General features: G+C 63.9%; 17 protein-coding genes and 1 riboswitch. Of the genes, 7 read left to right on the forward strand and 10 right to left on the reverse strand.

What is annotated here, in order from left to right; all coding sequences use genetic code 11:
* Window positions 1-120 precede the first annotated feature (120 nt).
* Complete coding sequence (locus HMPREF9153_RS08330; RefSeq protein ID WP_015582644.1) at window positions 121-675, forward strand: YagU family protein; 555 nt, start codon at window positions 121-123, stop codon at window positions 673-675.
* A 68-nt stretch (window positions 676-743) separates the two neighbouring features.
* Here the strand turns inward: HMPREF9153_RS08330 and HMPREF9153_RS08335 are convergent, their stop codons facing one another.
* From HMPREF9153_RS08335 to HMPREF9153_RS08345, 3 genes are all read right to left on the reverse strand, one after another.
* A complete protein-coding gene (locus HMPREF9153_RS08335; protein WP_036979751.1) occupies window positions 744-1,739 on the reverse strand; it encodes an ABC transporter substrate-binding protein in 996 nt (331 codons plus the stop codon).
* A 66-nt stretch (window positions 1,740-1,805) separates the two neighbouring features.
* On the reverse strand, window positions 1,806-2,639 hold the full coding sequence (locus HMPREF9153_RS08340) for an ABC transporter ATP-binding protein (protein WP_004811233.1): 834 nt from the start codon (window positions 2,637-2,639) through the stop codon (window positions 1,806-1,808).
* Entirely contained in the window at window positions 2,636-3,655 is a 1,020-nt protein-coding gene (locus tag HMPREF9153_RS08345) for a FecCD family ABC transporter permease (protein WP_004811235.1), read from the reverse strand. Before HMPREF9153_RS08345 ends, HMPREF9153_RS08340 begins: the two co-directional genes overlap by 4 nt.
* 161 nt (window positions 3,656-3,816) lie before the next feature.
* A riboswitch (cobalamin riboswitch) is annotated at window positions 3,817-3,937 on the reverse strand.
* 505 nt (window positions 3,938-4,442) lie between these two features.
* Here HMPREF9153_RS08345 and HMPREF9153_RS08350 point away from each other — a divergent pair.
* Genes HMPREF9153_RS08350 through HMPREF9153_RS08360 form a run of 3 tightly spaced genes read left to right on the forward strand, consistent with a single transcriptional unit; the run spans window position 4,443 to window position 7,001 of the window.
* The gene (locus tag HMPREF9153_RS08350) at window positions 4,443-5,741 is read left to right on the forward strand and encodes a hypothetical protein (protein WP_050796897.1); all 1,299 of its coding nucleotides are present in this window, start codon (window positions 4,443-4,445) and stop codon (window positions 5,739-5,741) included.
* A 57-nt stretch (window positions 5,742-5,798) separates the two neighbouring features.
* The gene (locus HMPREF9153_RS08355) at window positions 5,799-6,365 is read left to right on the forward strand and encodes a hypothetical protein (protein WP_004811238.1); all 567 of its coding nucleotides are present in this window, start codon (window positions 5,799-5,801) and stop codon (window positions 6,363-6,365) included.
* A gap of 6 nt (window positions 6,366-6,371) precedes the next feature.
* On the forward strand, window positions 6,372-7,001 hold the full coding sequence (locus HMPREF9153_RS08360; RefSeq protein WP_004811240.1) for a hypothetical protein: 630 nt from the start codon (window positions 6,372-6,374) through the stop codon (window positions 6,999-7,001).
* A 186-nt stretch (window positions 7,002-7,187) separates the two neighbouring features.
* Here the strand turns inward: HMPREF9153_RS08360 and lpdA are convergent, their stop codons facing one another.
* Window positions 7,188-8,591: a dihydrolipoyl dehydrogenase gene (gene lpdA / locus HMPREF9153_RS08365; RefSeq protein ID WP_004811244.1), complete on the reverse strand. Its 1,404-nt coding sequence runs from the start codon at window positions 8,589-8,591 to the stop codon at window positions 7,188-7,190.
* 151 nt (window positions 8,592-8,742) lie between these two features.
* Here lpdA and HMPREF9153_RS08370 point away from each other — a divergent pair, with 151 nt between their 5' ends.
* A complete protein-coding gene (locus HMPREF9153_RS08370; protein ID WP_015582650.1) occupies window positions 8,743-10,269 on the forward strand; it encodes a helix-turn-helix domain-containing protein in 1,527 nt (508 codons plus the stop codon).
* On the opposite strand, the gene pdxY is transcribed toward HMPREF9153_RS08370, so the two are convergent.
* Window positions 10,206-11,081 carry a pyridoxal kinase gene (gene pdxY / locus HMPREF9153_RS08375; protein ID WP_015582651.1) on the reverse strand — a complete coding sequence of 292 codons (876 nt, stop codon included), beginning with the start codon at window positions 11,079-11,081 and terminating at the stop codon, window positions 10,206-10,208. The two genes, HMPREF9153_RS08370 and pdxY, sit on opposite strands and share 64 nt — an antisense overlap.
* Before the next feature lie 65 nt (window positions 11,082-11,146).
* Here pdxY and HMPREF9153_RS08380 point away from each other — a divergent pair, with 65 nt between their 5' ends.
* A complete protein-coding gene (locus HMPREF9153_RS08380) occupies window positions 11,147-11,941 on the forward strand; it encodes a glycerophosphodiester phosphodiesterase family protein (protein WP_004811250.1) in 795 nt (264 codons plus the stop codon).
* A 161-nt stretch (window positions 11,942-12,102) separates the two neighbouring features.
* A complete protein-coding gene (locus tag HMPREF9153_RS08385) occupies window positions 12,103-12,435 on the forward strand; it encodes an RNA polymerase-binding protein RbpA (RefSeq protein WP_004811252.1) in 333 nt (110 codons plus the stop codon).
* A gap of 105 nt (window positions 12,436-12,540) precedes the next feature.
* On the opposite strand, the gene HMPREF9153_RS08390 is transcribed toward HMPREF9153_RS08385, so the two are convergent.
* From HMPREF9153_RS08390 to metX, 5 genes are read right to left on the reverse strand one after another with little or no spacing between them, the layout of a single operon-like run.
* Entirely contained in the window at window positions 12,541-13,359 is an 819-nt protein-coding gene (locus HMPREF9153_RS08390; RefSeq protein WP_004811255.1) for a polyprenol monophosphomannose synthase, read from the reverse strand.
* The gene (gene lnt / locus HMPREF9153_RS08395; protein ID WP_004811256.1) at window positions 13,340-14,929 is read right to left on the reverse strand and encodes an apolipoprotein N-acyltransferase; all 1,590 of its coding nucleotides are present in this window, start codon (window positions 14,927-14,929) and stop codon (window positions 13,340-13,342) included. Before lnt ends, HMPREF9153_RS08390 begins: the two co-directional genes overlap by 20 nt.
* Complete coding sequence (locus tag HMPREF9153_RS08400) at window positions 14,926-15,417, reverse strand: Lrp/AsnC family transcriptional regulator (RefSeq protein WP_004811258.1); 492 nt, start codon at window positions 15,415-15,417, stop codon at window positions 14,926-14,928. Before HMPREF9153_RS08400 ends, lnt begins: the two co-directional genes overlap by 4 nt.
* A complete protein-coding gene (metW, locus tag HMPREF9153_RS08405; RefSeq protein WP_004811259.1) occupies window positions 15,414-16,064 on the reverse strand; it encodes a methionine biosynthesis protein MetW in 651 nt (216 codons plus the stop codon). Before metW ends, HMPREF9153_RS08400 begins: the two co-directional genes overlap by 4 nt.
* On the reverse strand, window positions 16,040-17,266 hold the full coding sequence (gene metX, locus HMPREF9153_RS08410) for a homoserine O-acetyltransferase MetX (protein ID WP_174266640.1): 1,227 nt from the start codon (window positions 17,264-17,266) through the stop codon (window positions 16,040-16,042). The genes metW and metX overlap by 25 nt, the downstream gene beginning before the upstream one ends.
* Between the last annotated feature and the right edge of the window lie 32 nt (window positions 17,267-17,298).

Consider the following 17,298-nt stretch of genomic DNA (forward strand, 5'->3'; position numbering starts at 1 on the left):
TTGGCCGTGGCGAGGGCGCAGCGTGGTCCTGAGCTACTCTCAGCAGCGAGCGGTCACGCCATGAATATCTGTCAGCATGTCATCGTCCCGGAGCGCTGGGTCGTGCAAGGAGTTGATCACATGACCTCGAACACCACGGAGCCGTGTCGCCGGAGGTATGGTGCCGCGTTATGGGCGGGCGTGCTCGCGGGGATTATCGGCGCCATCGTGAAGTTTGGCTGGGAAGTTCCGCTGCCTCCGCGCACCGCGGCACGCAATGCCACGAACCCTCCCCAGCAGCTCCTTCAGCAACTTGGGTTCAGCGAGCACTTCACTCACATGTCGTACACCTTCAGCGGGTGGCCGCTCCCCTTCGTGAGCTTCATCGTCCACTTCGGGTTCTCGATCTTCTTCGCCGTCGTGTACGCGCTGCTGGCCGAGAAGCACCCTCGCGTCAAGCTGTGGCAGGGCGCGGTGTTCGGCTTGGCCATCTGGGTGCTCTTCCATCTCATCCTCATGCCAGCCATGGGCACCGTCCCCGCCCCCTGGCACCAGCCCTTCGACGAGCACCTCAGCGAGTCCTTCGGGCACGTGTTCTGGATGTGGGTCATCGAGCTCACCCGGCGTGACCTGCGCAACCGCATCACCGGAGAGCCTGATGCCGAGGTTCCGCTCCCTGCACTTGGAGGTAACTGACATCGGATGTGGATCCGCACTGGTCCGCTCGACGACCGTGTGAAGGTGGGCGATCGTCGAGCGGGGGCTCAGCCGCGAGCGGTCACGTCGTGCCGCGGCTTGATCCCTGACGCGGGGACCAAGCGGTACTTCTCCAAGGACTGTCGCAGTGTCTCGGCAGCATCGACGTTGAGTGGACTACTGGTCCACGCCGGGTACGCGATGTTGACGAACCGGCGGTTCTTCACGGCAGGAAGGTTCTTCGTGGCCGGATTGGCCTCGAGCAGGGCGACCTTCTGGGCCATCGTCTGGCCGGGGTAGTCGTCGAAGACAATGACGTCGGGTCGGGTCTGCGCGATCTTCTCCCACGAGATCGACGTCCACGTGTTGGCCACGTCCGTGGTGGCGCTCACGGCACCCGCCGCCTTGATGATGCCTTCAGGGCCGCCGTAGCGCCCACTGGTGAACACGCTGCCGGTGTCGCCGCTGTCGACCATGAGCACCGTCGGCTTGGTCGATGCCTGAGGGGCTCGGGCCAGAGCCCGACGTCGCGTGTCGATGTCCTTGACGACCCTCAGGGCCTCCTGGGTGTGCCCTGTGACGGCGCCCAGGTTGCTCAGATCCGACCGCAGGGCCGTCCAGGGATCCATGACTCCGCGAGCCTTGTCATCGCTCTTCGCACGGCAACTCTCCGACAACACGTAGGCACTGATGCCCCGTGCGCGCAGCTCCTCGGGAGTGAGATGGGTGCTTTCACCGTATCCATATCCGTACCCGGCGAGCATGACGTCGGGTCGCGCGCCCAGAACCTGTTCGAGCGTCGGGTAGGAGCCGTCACTGTCGGGCAGGGCCGACACCGCCCGGTGGCCGTAAACTTTCGCCAAGGCATCGGTCTGGCCCTTGATCCCCGTCGCCGCGACGATCTGGTCGCCGGCGCCGATCGACAACATCATCGCGACCATGTTGCTGTCGTTGACGAACACTCGTCGCGCATGGGAGGGGAAGGCTCGGCGAGCACCACAGTTGGTGATGGTGACCGTCGAGGGACCGGAGGCGCTCGAGATCGAGGAACTCGTGTGGGTCACGTGGGCGCAAACTCGTGAGGGCCAAGGTGAGGGCGGCCGCGCCGGCGACGATGAGTGGTGATCGGGTCATGAGGTGCCTTCCGGTCGGGATGTGTCAGTGGGATGGGTGTGACACAACGGGCCGGGGCTCGCCGGGTCACAGAGAAGATGGGATAGGCCCGTGATGGGGTCGACGTGGCGCGTGAGCCTCATGCCGAATGCCTTGCTCACCTCGCCACGGGTGAACACGTCATGTGGTGGACCCTGGGTGAGCACGCGTCCCCCTGCGAGAACGGCGACGTGATCGGCGTACCGCTCGGTCAACGTGAGGTCATGGATCGCCACGACGACGGTCTGGTCGAGGTCACGGATGAGTGCGAGCAGGTGATGCTGCTGGGCCAGGTCCAGGTGGTTGGTCGGTTCATCCAGCATGAGTATGGGAGTGCGCTGGGCCAGCCCACGAGCCAGCATGACTCGACGGCGCTCTCCACCGGACAGTCGTGAGCAGGGCCGATCGGCGTAGTCGGACATGTCGACCCGGTCTAGTGATTCCATGACGATGCGATGCTCGTCCTCACCGCCGTGGTCCCACGGCCGTCCATAAGGGGTACGTCCCAGGGCGACGAGTTCACGCACGAGCAGGTCACCAGGTGGTGAGTCCTCCTGGGCGACGAAGGACACCTGGCGTGCGCGTTGTCTGGCCGAGAGACGTCGGAGGGGGACATCGTCGAGGAACACGTCTCCGGCGGCCGGCCGGCTGATTCCGGCGATGGCACGCAGCAGGGTCGACTTGCCCGAACCGTTGAGCCCGATGATGGCCGTGACGGTACCGGGCTCGAAGTCCAGATCGACGTCTCGGACGATGGTTCGCCCCTCGACCTGCGCCGCGAGACGTCGTGTGGTCAGTCGGGTGCCCATCATGCCCCCGCGTACTGGTAGTGGCGCCGTCCCAGCAGTAGTAGGAACACCGGGGCGCCTAGCAGACCTGTGACGATGCTCAACGGAGTCTCCTGCGGGCGGCTTGCCACCCGGGAGAGGACGTCGACCCACACGAGGAAGAGTGCGCCGAACAGAGCGCTGACCGGCAGGACGACGCGATGGCGCGGTCCCACGAGGAGCCTGGTGAGGTGGGGAATGACGAGGCCCACGAATCCGATGCCGCCGGAGACCGCGACGATCGCGCTCACGAGGATGGCCTGGACGATGAAAAGGGCGACTCTCAGGCCGGTGACCGGAACCCCGAGCGAGGAGGCGAGTTCCGGGCCTGCTGCTAGCGCGTCGAGCCACCTGGATCCAATCATGAGCAACAGCAGGGTGACGACGACCACCACCGCCGTCGGCACGAGGGTCTGCCAAGAGGCGCCTGCCACGCTGCCCAACAGCCAGAAGAGGACGGACTGGGCCGATTTCGGGTCGTTGCTGTGGAAGACCAGGAAGCTCGACATCGCGCTGAAGGCTGAGGACATGACGACACCGGTGAGGACGAGCCGCAAGGGGCTCAGACCTCCCTGGGCCATGGCGATGCCGAACACGGCCGCGGTCGCGACGAGGGCACCGAGAAGGGCACCCAGGTACAGCGAGTACACGCCGAAGGCCGCCAGCGTTCCCGTGGTGATGACGGCTGTCGCCCCGACGCTGGCCCCTGCCGAGACCCCGAGCATGTAGGGATCGGCCAACGGGTTGCGTACCAAGGTCTGCATGACGGCGCCGCCGACGGACAGTCCGGCCCCGGCGACGACGGCCAGCACCGTTCGTGGAAGTCGCAACCCCCACACGATCTGGTCCACGGTGGCCTCGACGCTGCCTCCGCGCACGTGTACATCCAGGACGTGCCACGCCTGTTCGATGGGCAGCCGGATCGTGCCGAAGGCCAGCGAGAGCACGACGCTCAGGATGAGGGCAACCGCCAGGACCAGCAGTACGGGCCCGGCGGGCAACCGGTGATCCTCGTGGGCCCGCGATGACGTCGATCCGTCCGACAGTTGCCGTTGCCCGGGCGAAGCGCAGGGATGGGTGTCTCGATGGCGGACATGTGGCAAAGGAACTCCTGGCGGTTGACGCCCATCTCGCGAGGCGTACGGCGGCTGCATTCGCCGGGAGGTTTTCGGGCTCGGGGTCGCGCGGCTCGTCCCCTTCCCAGGTGTCTCCACCCAGTGGGCTCGCGGCGAGCCATCACCCACACCGCTGCGCGTCAGTCCTGGATTCGCACCAGGTTCCCTGACCGGCGAGACGCAGCGTACCACGCAGGTGGTGAATCGTCCCACTCATTCATGAACCCGCCCCGAGAATCGAAATCTCCATCACGAGCGACATGTCCCAGAAGTGGCGGATGTCTCACTCGTACACTGTCCGCAGGCGAGGTCATGCAGTGGTGGCGGCCCGGAAAGGCGACGTGCAGACTCGGTATGTATCCACGAGATGAAACAAAGGCTGTCGACGGGTTTCAGTGGTCTTGTTGCTGCCTGGGGGCCATTGTCCCAGTTCGGTGTCCGATCACATGCTCGTCATCACGGGTTCATGTCCTGTTCACAACCGCGTCATTACTGGATATTCCAGATCGCCGCCCTTTGTGAATTGAACCTCCGCGTCGTTAGCATTGGATCGCAGATCCTCCCGGGATGGTTGCCTATTCTCCTTGACAGGGGCGTGCATCGACTTCCACAGGGGCTCTGTGAAGCACGTCAATTCCTATGGATGCGAATCCGTGAGGAGTATGAAAAAGCCATGCCCTTGAAGAGACGTCCAGGGCGCAGAGTTCTCGCGGCGGCTGCCTCGGCAGTCCTCGCAGTGTCTGCCATGATGCAGGTGCCGGCGGCTCACGCCGTCATTCCACCCAAGCCGCAGGGCTATCCGATCGCGCACCTCTATGAGTCGTGCACGGATGCCTCCGCCCACGCCCAGGGATACCCCGAGTGGCATTACGGTGAGACGGGACGACGCTACCTCAGCGACGGCACGATCCAGTTCACCAACCGCACCGATCAGGTCGTGCCGTACACCGGCACGATCGAAACTGAGAGCAACCACGCCATTTCGGCGACCTCGGCGGCGAAGCTCCCCTCCGGATGGAACACCACCGCCAAGTCTGACATCGGCCTCAAGCTGTCCAATGGCTGGGTCGAGGGTGAGACCGTCGGTCCCGTTAAGCTCAAGCCGGGTGAGTCGATCCGCGTCGAATACGGCGTCCTCGAGAAGGACTTCGTCTCGATGTTCGTCACCTGCAGCGACGGCGTCCTACAGAACTCCAACGGCGCTAACGTCATTCGCGGCACCGGTCCGGCCGAGCGATACGCCTTCGTCTACCTCATCCACGCCGACGGCTCCATCTCGGATCTGGCGATGCAGATCCCGTCGCGCCACGCGGGTGCCAACAGCAAGCCGATGGGATCGGACACCTACACCGCCATGTCGGGCCCCAGCCTGGAGTCCGTGGCGAAGCCGACCGACCACGTCGTCGAGCCCGCCGTCGCTCCGCAGAAGGATCCGTCCTGGCCGGCGAAGGGTCAGACCTGCCGTGCCCGCGACATCGCGTGGTACCCCTACGACATCTCGTCGATCCAGCCCACCTACCGCAAGCCCGGCTACTCGACGGACTTCCTCAACTGGTCGAAGGCCCCCTACGACTACCACCCGGTGACCGACTTCGTCGTGGGTGCCCAGTACAACGGGTACGCCAACTGGATGGGTCGCTACGGCCGCCTGCCGGCAGGATGGCTTGGCAGCGTCGGGGCCACCAACCGTGCCTACATGCCCGTCGGAACCGCCCTTGGTGCGGTACACCTGCAGCCCGGTGAGCGCGTGCGCGTCACCTATGGCACGACGATGACCCGCGTGAACTATCGCGAGATCCACTGCGGCAGAGACGGAAAGTACAGCTTGGTGTCGAACTACGGCACCGCCTCGGCGCCAAGCGGTTTCTGGGCCGAGGCCACCGTCACCTCCCGGGACGGCAGCGTTCGCAAGATCGACGTCACTCCCGACAAGTACCGCCAGGTTCCCCTGCCGACTCAGTCAGATCGTTGATCTCGGCGTCCTCAACACCACTACCACCGTCAATCCCGACCACGAAGGAGAACACTCATGATCACCCGACTGCTTGCCGTTCCCGCAGCCCTCGCCGCCTCGGCCGCTTTCACGGTCGTTCCGGCCCAGGCCGCCGCCCCGGCCCAGGCCGCCAACCCCACGACGATCGGCGCCTCCTGCGCCAACATCGGTGAGACCGGCCAGACCATCACCCGGACCCGTAGCTACTTCGACGGCTCGGCCGGCACGTGGACCATCTCGAACTACAACGACGATCCGCTGCCCATCACCCGGACCATCACCGAGACCAAGACGAAGACCTGGAACGTCTCGGCCGGGGTCGACTTCCCGATCCTCGACCTCATCCACGTCACCTTCTCGACGAGCTACACCGACAGCCAGTCCTACGAGGTCGGCGACACCGTCGGCCCGTACAACCTGGCTCCGGGCAAGACCGCGGTCCTGCGTGCCGGATGGGTCGTCTCGGACTTCCGTGGCCAGCACACCGTCTGCGGCGCCGATCACACCTGGAAGGCCAACGGTGGTGAGTTCACCGCGAGCCTTCCGAAGGAGCGTCACATCGCCATCAGCACCCGCGACAACGACCCCTCCCTCGAGGCCTGATCGCCCATGGGATTCCTGACACACCAGGTGCGTCGCGGGGTCACACTCGCGGCGGCGGCTGCCCTGTCAGTGGCCCCGTTCGCCGTCTCCGACGCCCATGCGGCCGAGTCGGCCTCCGCCAGTGACCCCACCCAGTTCGAGCTGCCGCAACGGTGGAACTCCGACTACGAGCCGGGAACCGAGTGCTCGACCCCCGGTGAGAACGGCACCTACCTGACGGCCAAGAAGCGTTGGTTCAAGCAGACCGACGCCTCCAGCGTCGCGAACAACACTGCCAATGCAGTGCCCGTCTCGACGAAGGTGAAACAGTCGCGCACCCAGACCCTCCAGGTCAGCGCAAAGGTTGCCGGTCAGGGTGACCTGGCCAAGATCATGACGCAGACCTTCGGGTTCACCTACGTCAACGAGGTCCACTGGTCGCTCAAGCAGGTCGTCGGGCCCTACACCCTGCCCGCCGGCAAGGAAGGACGTCTGGCCTGGGGATTCATCATCCTCGACGCCGATGCCCAGAACGTCCATTGTGCGCCGAACCTCAGCTGGCAGGCCACGGGTCGCCCGTACCACGTCTCGGCCCCCGAGAGCCGGTACGCCGAACTCCAGATCGACAACCCGGAGTACGAGGACCTCTCGTACTGACACCGGATACCAGAGATCGAGGGGCCGCGGATGACCGCGGCCCCTCGATCCGTCTTCGTCGTGGGTCTCCTGCCCGCCATTCGCGTCTTCGAACCCGCTCTGTGTTGGCAACACCGGGGCTAGTGGCCCAGACGCCGAGGCGGGGCCCCGTCACCAGGACCCCGCCTCAAGCCATACATGAGAACGTCAGATGTTGATCATCTCTCCGCCGATACCCTCGACAGCATCCTTGAGGGCCTCCGACAGGGACGGATGCGGGAAGATGTTGCGGGCGACCTCGTCAGTGGTGATATCCCACATCTGTGCCACGGTGAGGGCCGGGATGAGCTCGGACACGTCGTGTCCGATGATGGTGGCTCCCAGCAGCTCGTTGTGACGGGCGTCGGCGACGACCTTGACGAAGCCGGACCCGTCACCCATGCCCCAGGCCTTGCCGTTGGCCGAGAACGGGAACCGTGACACCTTGACGTCGTAGCCCTGTTCCTTGGCCTGGGCCTCGGAGTAGCCGAAGGTGGCGACCTGCGGCTGACAATAGGTGACCCGAGGGATCATGGCGTAGTTGATGGGCATGGTCTGCGCCCCGGCGATGGTCTCGGCGGCGACGACGCCCTGGGCCTCGGCGGTGTGGGCCAGCATGAGCTTGGCCGTGCAGTCACCGATGGCGTAAATGCCCGGGACGCTGGTGCGCATGAAGTCGTCGATCTCGATGGCGCCGCGTTCGGTGAGCTTGACGCCGGTGGTCTCCAGGCCGTACCCCTCGACCCGCGGGGCGAAGCCGACGGCCTGCAGGACTCGGTCGGCCTCGAGCACGGTGGACTCGCCACCCTTGGCCGGACTCACCGTGACCTTGACCTTGTCTCCCGAGTCGTCGATCGACTCGACCTTGGTGCCGGCCATGACCTTGACGCCGAGCTTCTTGTAGGCCCTGGTGAGTTCCTTGGAGACCTCGGGATCCTCGTTGGGGACCATCCGGTCAAGGTACTCGACGATGGTGACCTGGGCGCCGTAGTTGGCCAGGACGTAGGCGAACTCGGTGCCGATGGCGCCAGAACCAGCGATGATGATCGATCCGGGGACCTCGTCGGAGAGGATCTGCTCCTTGTAGGTGACGACGCGGTCCGACAGCTGGGTTCCCGGCAAGGTCTTGACGGTGGACCCAGCGGCGATGATGCAGTTGTCGAAGGTGATCTCGTCGGACACCTGACCCTGCCCGTCCTTGACGACGACGGACTTGGGCCCGGTGAACTCGCCCCACCCGGAAAACTCGGTGATCTTGTTCTTCTTCATGAGGTAGTGGACACCCTTGACCATCCGGTCGGACACCTCACGCGACCGGCTGTAGGCCTTGCCGAAGTCGACGGAGATGTCGCCGCCGATGCCGAAGGCGCCAGCCTCCTTTGTGACGATGTGCGCAAGTTCCGCGTTGCGCAAAAGCGACTTGGTGGGGATGCAGCCAACGTTGAGGCAGACACCACCCCAATATTCCTTCTCGATGATGGCGGTCTTCTTGCCGAGCTGAGCGGCACGAATGGCGGCAACGTAGCCGCCAGGGCCAGCTCCGAGGACAACAACGTCAAAATGTGAGCTCATGGGTAACACTCTAGTGGGAAGGTCGGTCTGTGACGATGATCTCACTGAGGAGATTTCTGTCGGGTTGCGACTGGCCCCTTCTGCCCCGCGGTTCAACCTCAGATCTGATATATCCTTGTCGGAAGACTTCATCTCGTCGAAAGGATCTGCTGTGGACAACATCACCCCAGCTGCCGTCGGTCGCCTCATCCGCGACGCACGCAAGCAGCGCGGCATGACGCAGAACCAACTGGCGGAGCTCCTCAAGACCTCCCAGAGCGCCATCCACCGGGTCGAGTCAGGCACACAGAACCTCTCGCTGGAGTACATCAACCGCATCGCCGAGGCCCTTGAGTCCCCCATCATCACCCAGCCGGGTGGCGGCACGATGAACTACCGCATCGAAGGCGGCCGCCAGCTCGAGGGCTCCATCGAGGTGCGTTCCTCCAAGAACGCTGCCGTTGCCCTGCTGTGTGGCTGTCTCATCAACCGTGGCCGCACTGTGTTGCGCGGAGTCGCTCACATCGAGGAGGTCAATCGCATCCTTGAGGTGCTGACGTCCATCGGCGTCACCTACGAGTGGTCCGAGGACGAGCGCGACCTCACCCTCATTCGTCCTGCTGAGCTCAACCTTGACGACATGGACGTCGAGGCCGCCCGTCGCACCCGAAGCGTCATCATGTTCCTCGGCCCACTGATGCGCTTCTATGACTCCTTCAAGCTCCCCTACGCCGGCGGCTGCAACTTGGGCGCCCGTACCGTCGAGCCTCACCTCCAGGTCCTGCGCGCCTTCGGTCTTGACGTCGTCGCGACCGAGGGTTTCTACCAGTGCCACATGACGGATCGCACGGTCAAGGAGCGTCACATCGTCCTGACCGAGCGCGGCGACACCGTTACCGAGAATGCTCTGCTCGCCGCAGCCCAGACTCCGGGCGTGACGATATTGCGCAACGCCAGCCCGAACTACATGGTTCAGGACCTGTGCGTCTTCCTGTGCCAGCTCGGCGTCAAGATCGAGGGCATCGGGACGACGACCCTGCGCATTCGTGGCGTCGAAAACATTGATGTCGACGTCGAGTACGCGCCGTCCGAGGACCCGATCGAGGCCATGAGCCTCCTCACGGCAGCCGTCGTCACCAAGTCCGAGCTGACGATCACCCGCTGCCCCATCGAGTTCCTCGAAATCGAGTTGGCGATTCTCTCCGAGATGGGTCTGGACTTCGATCTCTCCCCCGAGTACGTCTCCCACAACGGATTCACCCGTCTGGTCGACGTCACCGTCCGCCCGAGCGAGCTGCGCGCGGTCGCGGACAAGATCCACCCGATGCCCTTCCCGGGCCTCAATATCGACAACCTGCCGTTCTTCGCCGTCATCGCCGCGGAGGCCGAGGGCCAGACCCTCATCCACGACTGGTGCTACGAGAACCGGGCCATCCATCTGCTCGAGTTGGGCAAACTCGGAGCCGACGTCCAGCTCCTCGATCCGCACCGACTCATCGTGCGGGGACCGACGCGCTGGCGCGGCCGTGAACTCATCTGCCCACCGGCCCTGCGCCCGGCCGTCTGCCTGTTGTTGGCTGCCCTGGCCGCCTCCGGCGAGACGACCCTGCGCGACGTCTACATGATCAACCGCGGTTACGAGGACCTACCCACCCGACTCGGGGCACTGGGAGCCAAGATCTCCGTCTTCCACGGCTGAGCCGAGGCGTCCTCGGGCGACCAGTCCAATTCGTCACCGGGATGGTTCCAGGTGCGCTCGAGGACCGCATGGACGACGCCTGCAGCCTTGCCGAGTGCAGTCTCCGGGGACTCCCCTGCGACGAGCTGAGCCGTCAGGACTGCCGTCGTCAGGTCGCCAGCGCCGTTGAAGTGACGGTCGATGAGGGGACCATGGGTCACAATGGTCCGTTCCCCCGCCACCGCAACCATGGCCAGCCCGTCACCGTTCTCGTCCTGATGCGGTACTGAGGTGACGACGACGAATTTCGGGCCATCAAGGCCACGAGCGGCGTCCACGATCTCGTCAATCGTGAGCGGCATGGTGTCGGTCAGGATGCCGAGCTCGGCCACATTCGGCACAAGGACGTCGGCACTCTGGACAGCCTCTTTCATGAAAGCCACGGTGTCGTCAGGAACGTAAGTCCTCACCTGATCACCAACCATGTCTCCCATGACGGGGTCGCAGACCCACATGGCATCGGGATGGTGCTCCCGGCACTTCTCCACGGTCCGCAAGACGGTGGGACCGGTGAGAGCCGTGAGGTAACCCGACAAGACAGCGTCAACATGCTTGAGTTCGCCGTTGGAGTTGAGGGCGTCAACCATGCCGTTGATCTGCTGAGCATCGATCGGGATACCGGCGACGCTGGAACGGCCGTTGTGGTTGGACAGCAGAGCCGTGGGCATCCCCCATGCTCGGACCCCCATGACGCGCATCACCGGAACTGCGATGCTGTTTCCGACGGTTCCCTGGACGACATGGGACTGCAATGACAAGACGGTGGGGCTCACGCATGACACTGTAGTTGCCATGGCGATCACGGATCCGGACCATCTCAGGGGAAGAATGTATGGCTGTGCGAGCCACTGACTACCCGTATTGCCAACGTCCGTTCACCGTTCTTGCCCATCGGGGCGGAGCCGGAATGATCGTCAACAAGGGGATCGAGAACACCCTGGCGGCTTTCGGACATGCGGTGGATCTCGGGTGCACCCACCTCGAGACTGATGTTCACGCCACCAGTGACGGTGTCCTCATGGCCTTTCATGACCCCATTCTCGACCGGGTCACCGAGTCCAGCGGTGTCATTGCGAAGATGCCGTGGCACACGGTTAGACAAGCCAGCGTCGGCGGAGAGCCCATCCCCACACTCGATGACGTCCTCGACGCCTTTCCGGAATCCTTCATCAATATCGACATCAAGCACGACGCCGCCACCATGCCCCTCATCGAGGTCCTTTCCCGTCACCGGGCCTGGAATCGGGTCTGCGTCGGATCGTTCAGCAGCAAACGCATCCGAACGTTCCGCCGCTTGGTGCGCGAGCGCACGGCAACCGCGGTGGGACCGGTCGGAGTTGGGTGGGCCGTCGTCGGACCGAACAGCCTCCAGATGGCCGAATCTCGAGGCGACGCGTACCAGGTCCCCCATCGTGTGAGCCGGTACGGTGTTCCCCTGGTGACGCCGACCTTCGTTGCCGCTGCCCATCGCCTCGGTCGAGCGGTTCACGTCTGGACGATCAACGAGGTGTCAGAGGCTCGAGAACTCATGGACATGGGAGTCGACGGGATCGTCACGGATCGTCCCGACCTCATGTGCGACTTCGCGCGCATTCACCAGCCCAAGGACGCCCCGACACTCATTCCACGGTGAGTCGCGGCGAGCTGAATGCCCCACTGGTCACAGCTTGTTCCACGACGCGAACGCCCGTCCCGAAATTCGGTTCTGCTCCCGGAATTTGTGGCTTGTGGGATGCTGGACCCATAGACGACGGCCCAACCAGGGCCTGACGCCTACGACCAGGAGGGAGCATCATGGCCGACCGTGCACTGCGAGGCATGGGTTTGGGATCCAAGAGCTTCGAGGACGAAGAAGGCGTTGAGATGGCCGAACGCCAAGAGATTGGCTTCGACTGTCAGAACGGTCACCACTTCGACCTCACCTTCTCCACCGAGGCAGATCTGCCGAGCTTGTGGGAGTGCCCGCGCTGTGGCGCTGAGGCGCTGCGGAGCGACGGCACCGATCCTCAGCGGAAGAAGCAGAAGCCGCAGCGCACCCACTGGGACATGCTTACTGAGCGTCGCTCAATCCCCGAACTCGAGGAATTGCTTGCTGAAAGGCTGGAGGAGATCCGTAAGGGGGATTGATCCTCGGCCAGAACCCTGGGGCGACACCGAGTCAGCGTGTCGTGGCCCCGAAGAGCATGAGAGTGCCCAGCAGAGAAGGGGCACTCTCATGTGCTCTGGTTGGCCTCAGCGCTTCAAACGACGGTCCTTGATGTCGCCGGCAACCTGCTCAGCCCGTTCGAGGGCGACGTGCCCGAGATCCTTGAGCTGGTGGGAACGATAGTCAACCCCCCACAAGGTGGTGCGAAGCAGAGCCTCGACGACGATTTCCTTGCTCATCTTGGAGTTGCCGTACTCGCGCTCGATGAACTCAATCGGCACCTCGGCGACGGTCATGCCCTTCTTGAGGGTGCGCCACGTCAGGTCGAGTTGGAAACAATAACCGGCCGAGGCAACCTCGTCCAGACCGATCGTCCGCAGGGTGTTCGCGCGGAATGCGTTGAATCCACCGGTGGGATCCTTGACACCAATTCCCAGGCACATCCGGGTCCACAGGCCGCCACCACGCGAGATGAGCTCACGGTACTTCGGCCAGTTCACGACGGACCCACCCTTGACGTAGCGAGATCCCTTGACCATGTCGGCATGCTTGAGGGCCTCGAGGAGCAACGGCAGTTGCTCGGGTTGATGGGAGCCGTCGGCATCCATCTCGACGAGGACGTCGTAGCCGTGGTCCAGACCCCAGTGGAACCCGGCCAGGTAAGCAGAACCGAGTCCTTCCTTGCCCTTCCGATGCATGACGAGAACGTGATCGTCTGCAGACGCCAGACGGTCGGCAATCTCGCCGGTGCCGTCCGGAGAGTTGTCGTCGGCGACGAGAACATCGACCTTCGGATTAGCACGGCGGGTGCGCGCGACAATCGTCTCGACATTCTCCGCCTCGTTGTAGGTCGGAATGATGACGAGGACCTTATCGAGCCGGACCTCAGTGTCGGTGGCGAACATTCCTCTCCGATCTGTTGTTTGCTTGTGCGAGCATATCGCGGCGACGTCGAATCACCGACACCACTGTCGCACCAGCCGCAACGAGAACGACGACGACCCGTAGCCACGTCCCCATTCTCACGGCCAGCGTCAGCCCGGACTCCTGCGGAACCTGCACCGTGAAATTGGTGTGCGCCCCCTCTTCGGTACGCAGGGCTACTGAGCCATCCGGATTGACCAACCCGGAAAAGGAATTCGTCGTCGAGACGATGATGTGTCTCCCCGTTTCAACCGCGCGCGCTCTGGTGATCTGCCATTGCTGGGGAGTTTGGGCGGTATCGATGAATGACGAGTTGTTGGATTGAACCGCAAGAATTCTTGCCCCATGGCGAACCGTGTCCGCGACAGTGTCGTCATAGGCAACCTCGAAACAGACCACCACGCCGACCGGGACCTTCGTCCCAGAAATAGTCGAGTCAAGGACACCCGGAGTCGTCCCCGGAACGGACTGGCGTCCAATATTCTCCAATATGGGAATGAGCGGCAGGAAGAATGACCTGGCGGGAATCCACTCACCGAACGGCACCAAGTTGCGTTTGTGATAGATGGATGTCGGCTTGGGTGACGACGCCGGCCACCACATCGACGTCGTCTGGCGCTCGTCATCGTCGGGTCCGTCGGTCACTGCTCCCACGAGGATTGGCCGCTTCGAGATGGCCAGCGCCCCTATGACGATCTGGTGGCTCTCAACGTCGAGAATTGGGTCGATGTCGGTGGAGTTCTCGGGCCACAGGATCATGTCGGGTGCGCCCTTGCCTGAAACCCGTTGCTCGGCGACGGCCATGATCGTCTGGGACAGATGATTGTCCGTGACGGACCGGGCATAGCCCATCGCGTAGGGACCGGCAGTACCGTCCACTCCCCCTTGGACGACGAGTACCCGAACGCTGTCATCATGACTGTCGCGTGTGGCGATCGCCCCCGACACGGTCGCCAGGACTGCGACGACGACGAGTTCTGCCATGAGGCCAACCGCATTATTGACACGCCGCTTTCCTCGGGCCGCGATGACACGCGCCAAGAGGGCTGCCGCCAGGGCGACAAGAAGACTCGTCCCCGTCGTCCCGGCCCACCTCAGGGCTCCGACCCATGGGGTGTCGACGACAGTCCAGGCCAGCCGAACCCAGCCGAAGCCCCCAAGCGGGACCGCAGCGGCTCCCACTTCTGTGGCCGTCCAGACCATAGCCTGGAACAAAGGTGCGCCGGGCAGGACGCTGACGCAGCGGATGGCCCACCCGGCCAGGAGACACCACAACGCCATGACGGCAACGAGAAGCACCGCCACCGGAGGACCCATGACGCCGACCCAGGCGATGGTGGTGGCGAACAGGCCGAGACCGAAGAGGTATCCCAGACCGGCCGCGGCACGGCCTGTCGTGGGACGGACGAGCAGGATGAGTGCGGCGAGTCCTGGAATGACGAGGATCCACCAATCCAGCGGCTGGAATCCAGTACCTGTGGCGGCGCCGGCGGCAAGTGCAGCCAGGCCGCGCAGCCACGACGTGCGCGGAAGGTGGGAGAGGTGCGTCACCGGGTACCCAGCATGCCGAGATCGTCGAACATGGTGTCGAGGACGACGACCGTTTCCGTCCCGCAGTGACACTCCTTGCGGATGCGGGTGACCAGCTGGTCGAGGTGACTGGTGTTGGGCGCCTGAACTCTCGCCAGGTAGGAGGCCGCGCCAGCGATGGAGTGGCAGCCTCGCACCTCCGAGAAGGTCCTCAAGATGTCGGGGATCCTCTCGTCCTCCTCAGGATCGATGGGGTTGAGGAAGATAAAAGCCGTAATGCCTGCGCCGATGGCTTCCAGGTTGAGAGCGGCGTGGTAGCCGCAGATGATTCCCTTGGCTTCGAGCCTCTTGACGCGCTGCTGGGCGGCTGAGGTGGACAAACCTGTCTGATGTCCGAGCTCGGTCCACGACATCCGACCGTCTCCCTCGAGCAGACTTAGGATCTGCCGGTCGGTGGCTTCCAAGATCGGCGACCGATCCTCGTCCTCCTCGTCGTGGTGCTTGGTCATGAGTGGCTCCTCCCTGTCCCCGGTTCGGCCCAGTGGGATCTCAGCACGTGAATGGTAGATCCGGCGAGCAAATTCGGTGCCGCAGATGCTACCCGGGACGGGCGACCTCGGCCGTCGAGGCAGACCCTTTCGACGATCTCCAGGTCGAACTCGGCGAACCAGTCCTCGAGGTCCGCCACGCCGGAATACGACTGGTTGGGGGTGTCATGCCAGGAGTACGGCAGATCGTGGGAGGCCGGCATCCTGCCTCCGATGATCTTGAGTCGGTTGCGCCAGTACACGAAGTTCGGCACGAGCAGGATGAGCAGGGTGCCGATGCGTGCCATTTCCGCTAAGACGACGTCAGGAGAGACGACGGCCTGCAGGGTCTGCGACAAGATGACGACGTCGTAGGAGTCGTCGTGGAACTCCCCCAGGTCCTCGTTGAGATCCATCCCCAGCACCGGCACCCCCGCCGACATCGCGGTGGCCAGGGAGGATTGATCCAACTCGACACCGGTCCCCAGACAGTCTCGGGTGGTGATGAGGTGACGGAGTAAGGAGCCGTCGCCACATCCAAGGTCAAGGACGCGGGAATGGGACGGCACGAGTGAGGTGATGATGCGTTGATCGGGACGGAGTGTCACAGCGTCGTCTCCCTCGTGCACAGGTGGCCGTCGAAATGTGGTGCCCGCGGTGATGCCCTCATTGGCAACCGATCGGCGGTGAGGAAGGCCCTGACGAGGTCGTGGTAGGGGTCGAGCTTCATGAGGAAGGAGTCGTGGCCCCACGACGAGGCGATCGTTGCGAAACTCACTGGTAGCCCTCCTCCCTCGAGATGACGGGCGATCCGGCGTGAGTGGGCCGGGGAGAATCGCCAGTCGGTATCGAAGCAGATGACGAGGAAGTTGACCGGATCTGCCACCAGTGCGTCGGTGGCCCCGGCGCGGCCGAACGGGTCGAAGTAGTCCATGACCCGAGTCAGATAGATGTAACTGAGTGGGTCGAATCGGGTGAGGAAGGCCTCGCCCTGGTGATCAAGGTATGACTCGACGGCGAAGTTGATGCCGAACCCGCGTTCCACCGATTCGGACTGACGAGACCGTCCGAACTTCTCGGCGAAGGCGTCCTCGGACAGATAAGTGATGTGAGCGAGCATCCGCGCGATCGACAATCCGGTGTTTGGGCGGACGTCGTCATAGGTGCCATCCGCAAAGACTGGATCGCGCAGGATCGCCTCACGTCCCACCGCGGAGAACGCGATGTTCTGGGCCGTCAGCCCGCTCGACGAGGCAATGATGATGGCGTTGTCCAGGGTTGACGGGTACGTCAGCGACCAGTCGAGGGCCTGCATACCGCCCATGGAGCCGCCGACAACGGCGTGAAAGTGCTCCACACCCAGGTGCTCGGCGAGTCGCAGGTGCACTTCGACGAAGTCGTGCATATCGATCTGAGGGAAATCGAGTCCCCAGCGTTTTCCAGTGTCCGGATTGGTCGAGGCCGGTCCAGTCGTACCGGAACAGCCTCCCAGCAGGTTGGAGGCGATGACGAAGAAGCGGTCGGTGTCGATGGCGCGACCCGGTCCGATGATGTTGTCCCACCACCCTGGGCGATCCGCTCCCGGGTGGAAACCTGCTGCGTGGGCGTCTCCGGTGAGAGCGTGACAGATGTACACCGCATTGTCACGAGCTTCATTGAGGGTGCCGTAGGTCTCGTAGGCGACGGTGACGTGATCGAGACGACCACCTGCGATCAGATGGAGAGGGTCGTCCGGCGTGGCAACCGTCGCGTACTTGGTCTCGACGGTCCCGACTCCGGGGCCTACGGGGCTGGTTCTGTGCGCTGGCAGACGGGGTGACATCGTGACCATTCTGCCAGTTCTCGTCGTCGCGCCCACCATGC

Origin of the sequence: Cutibacterium avidum ATCC 25577 (genome assembly GCF_000227295.1) — a bacterium.
In the GTDB taxonomy this organism is placed as follows: domain Bacteria; phylum Actinomycetota; class Actinomycetes; order Propionibacteriales; family Propionibacteriaceae; genus Cutibacterium; species Cutibacterium avidum.